Below are 3,507 nucleotides of genomic sequence, written 5' to 3' on the forward strand. Positions count from 1 at the left end.
ATGAGGAAATTCGAGAAATTTATGTCACCTCTGACTCTGATGGAAAATTTGTAGAAATAACCGATAAAATTTCAACTCCTGAGATTGCTGAATATTTTAAATTAGTAGATATAGATTTACTTTCATTTCCCAATGTTGAAGGTTATCAAAGTGAAGTAAATTTACAAGCTTTAGATTGGATGAAAATTCTTAGTGATAAATTACTGAAAGGTTATGTATTAACAATTGATTATGGTTATCAAGCAGCACGTTATTATAATCCCGTTAGAAGAGAGGGAACTCTACAATGTTATTATCAACATCACCGAAATAACGACCCTTATTGGAATATTGGGCGACAAGATATTACTGCTCATGTTGATTTTACTGCTTTGGAAAAACAGGGAAATTTGTCAGGATTAGAAACTCTAGGTTTTACTCAACAGGGTTTATTTTTAATGGCGTTAGGTTTGGGAGATAGATTAAATGAACTATCAAATAATCAGGGGTTTTCTATTGAGGAAGTTTTCCGACGTAGGGAGGTATTACATTCATTAATAGATCCAATAGGGTTAGGAAATTTTGGAGTATTAGTGCAGAGCAAAGGTTTAACTGAACAGGAAAAAAAGCAAACTTTGAAAGGTTTAAGTATGCCTCCAATGAGATAAATTTAAGAAGTTAAATATCCTCAAGAGGTATTTGCTGGCAAATGCAAATATTTATTTTTTAAAGCTTCTATAGATATTGCTCTCCATTGCCTTCCATATTACCGAAAAATTAAGGTTTAAAACTTCTCCTTTCAAGGATAAAAAAAGAAAAAAATTCCTCTGANATATCCTCAAGAGGTATTTGCTGGCAAATGCAAATATTTATTTTTTAAAGCTTCTATAGATATTGCTCTCCATTGCCTTCCATATTACCGAAAAATTAAGGTTTAAAACTTCTCCTTTCAAGGATAAAAAAAGAAAAAAATTCCTCTGAACCAATCCTCTTCTTAAAAATAAACCCTGTTGAGTAAAACCTAGAGTTTCTAATCCTGACAAATTTCCCTGTTTTTCCAAAGCAGTAAAATCAACATGAGCAGTAATATCTTGTCGCCCAATATTCCAATAAGGGTCGTTATTTCGGTGATGTTGATAATAACATTGTAGAGTTCCCTCTCTTCTAACGGGATTATAATAACGTGCTGCTTGATAACCATAATCAATTGTTAATACATAACCTTTCAGTAATTTATCACTAAGAATTTTCATCCAATCTAAAGCTTGTAAATTTACTTCACTTTGATAACCTTCAACATTGGGAAATGAAAGTAAATCTATATCTACTAATTTAAAATATTCAGCAATCTCAGGAGTTGAAATTTTATCGGTTATTTCTACAAATTTTCCATCAGAGTCAGAGGTGACATAAATTTCTCGAATTTCCTCATTTTCTATGATAAATTTATGCACTGAAAAAGCATCTACTAACTCATTGGAAAAGAAACAACCTGTAATGGAATTATGGGAAATTTCATCCCACTCAAACCATTTGACTTGGTATGAATTCAGTCGTTGTTTTTGTTCTGCTTTTAAAACTTCCGATTTTTCAATAATCAGATATTCAATTGTTTGGAAAAAATCTAAATGTGTTTGTTGGAGATAACCTAAAATTTGCTCGGCTAAAATTCCTTTACCAGCACCCATTTCTACCAGAGTAAAATTATTAGGTCTTTGGAAAATATCCCACATTTGCAGAAATTGTTCTGCTAATAATTCTCCAAAATCGTTACTCCAATGAGGAGAAGTTAAAAAGTCTCCTTGTTTGCCAATATTTACAGGATGAGTTGCATAATAACCATGTTGGGGATGGTATAAAACTAAATCCATATATTCGGCAAAAGTAATCTGTTTTTTTGGAGATTCAGAGATGCGTTGATGGATTATTTCACACAAATTTTCGTTACTGTTGTTGATAGTTAGTTGTGGTTGATTCATAATAAGGAATTATACTCTCTATACCTTCATAATAAAACTTTTTGATCCGTTCTGTAAAACCAGTAAAATCTGGTTTATCATTGAAAGAAGTTCTTAGTAACTCAATTTCTTTTTCTTTGAATTTTGACACAAATATAAACTCGTTTCCTGTTATATAAGCTTCAAAGCTAGGCGTAAAACGTTTCGTTACAAGCTTATTATATTCTACACTCATAAGATGTGGTGTAGAGAATTTGAAATTTTCCCAATTTATTAGCTGATAATAACTTTTAGTATAAGCTGCTGTTCCCGGTCTTATTTTAAAGTCAGAACCTAGTTTTTTAACTACATCTTGCACTATATAAGAANCTGTTATATAAGCTTCAAAGCTAGGCGTAAAACGTTTCGTTACAAGCTTATTATATTCTACACTCATAAGATGTGGTGTAGAGAATTTGAAATTTTCCCAATTTATTAGCTGATAATAACTTTTAGTATAAGCTGCTGTTCCCGGTCTTATTTTAAAGTCAGAACCTAGTTTTTTAACTACATCTTGCACTATATAAGAAATTTGTTCTACAGTTTGTTTTATTAATGTGTGAAATAACTCTCTATGTTCAGAATGAGAGTTCACAGCTAATTGCTTATTTCTGATTCTTTCTCTAATAGTTTCAATTTTATTATCTTTCTGATTTTCTGATTCTAGAATATCTATCAAAGCTTCTTTAAGTGCAGGAATAGACTGCCAGCGATAGTCAATTTTTACATCAAAAGCTCTATCAAAAATTCTATTTGTCTTTGTTAGTATAGATTCAGATAAAACCGATAAAGTCTGTTTTATTTCTGGTCTCTGATGTGGCTTTTTTCCGTCAGAGTCTAAAAATGTAGTAGGATTTTTTCCCGTAATAACAAAAAACAAAATTCCACAAATTTGCGTTATATCTGACCTAAAGTCTCGTTGCAAACTACTTTTTTCTAAAAGTTCTGGAAGTGAGAGAAATCTATTTCCTAGTTGTTGCCATGTGAGTGTTAAGCTAGTATCAGAATCATCAACTTTATTGAATGAAATCCCAAAATCTATTAACACTGGATTGTTTAGATCATTATTTTTAACCATAATATTGTCAGGTTTAATATCTCTATGTACTATTCCAAGTTGATGACAATACTCAACTATATCTAATAGTTTAATTACAAAATTCACAGCATCTTGTATGTTCAATGTTTTTTCTTTTATTGTTTTAAACAAAGTTGTACCAGGCACAAATTCAGTTACCATATAAAGAGAAGTATCTGAATCCAAAAGCTCGGAATTTGAATCAACTATTTTTGGTATCCCTGAATGATTTAGTTTCTTTAAAGCAGCAACTTCTCTGTACATCCTTCTACGTCTTTCATTGTCATTTTGCCTAATAAGTTTTTTCAGAACATATTGATTGGATAGAAACACATCTTTTCTAGGTTTTACTAAAAAAGTTTTACCCTGACCACCACTACCAATTTGTTTACTAATTTCCCAGTTTTCATTCCAAGGTTTATTCTTGTTTGTGTTCATGGTAAATATCAATAT

The 3,507-nt window shown here is 31.0% G+C and carries 2 protein-coding genes and 1 pseudogene; 1 reads left to right on the forward strand and 2 read right to left on the reverse strand.

Features of this window, described 5'->3' with window-relative positions; all coding sequences use genetic code 11:
- The coding region (locus tag AFK68_RS05510) for a class I SAM-dependent methyltransferase (RefSeq protein WP_210407247.1) at positions 1 to 647 on the forward strand (647 nt) is incomplete at its 5' end.
- Between the two features lie 201 nt (positions 648 to 848).
- On the opposite strand, the gene AFK68_RS05515 is transcribed toward AFK68_RS05510, so the two are convergent.
- Both AFK68_RS05515 and AFK68_RS44320 read right to left on the reverse strand, forming a co-directional pair.
- Positions 849 to 1,958 carry a class I SAM-dependent methyltransferase gene (locus AFK68_RS05515; RefSeq protein ID WP_094671916.1) on the reverse strand — a complete coding sequence of 370 codons (1,110 nt, stop codon included), beginning with the start codon at positions 1,956 to 1,958 and terminating at the stop codon, positions 849 to 851.
- A 348-nt stretch (positions 1,959 to 2,306) separates the two neighbouring features.
- Positions 2,307 to 3,492: pseudogene (locus AFK68_RS44320) on the reverse strand (serine/threonine-protein kinase); the annotation flags it as partial.
- Positions 3,493 to 3,507: the final 15 nt, after the last annotated feature.

It is taken from the genome of Hydrocoleum sp. CS-953 (assembly GCF_002260545.1).
Classification (GTDB): Bacteria; Cyanobacteriota; Cyanobacteriia; order Cyanobacteriales; family Microcoleaceae; genus Trichodesmium.

Coding starts and splice junctions, on each gene's coding strand:
- AFK68_RS05515 (WP_094671916.1), bottom strand. CDS start 1,958: ATGAATCAACCACAACTAACTATCAACAACAGTAACGAAAATTTGTGT.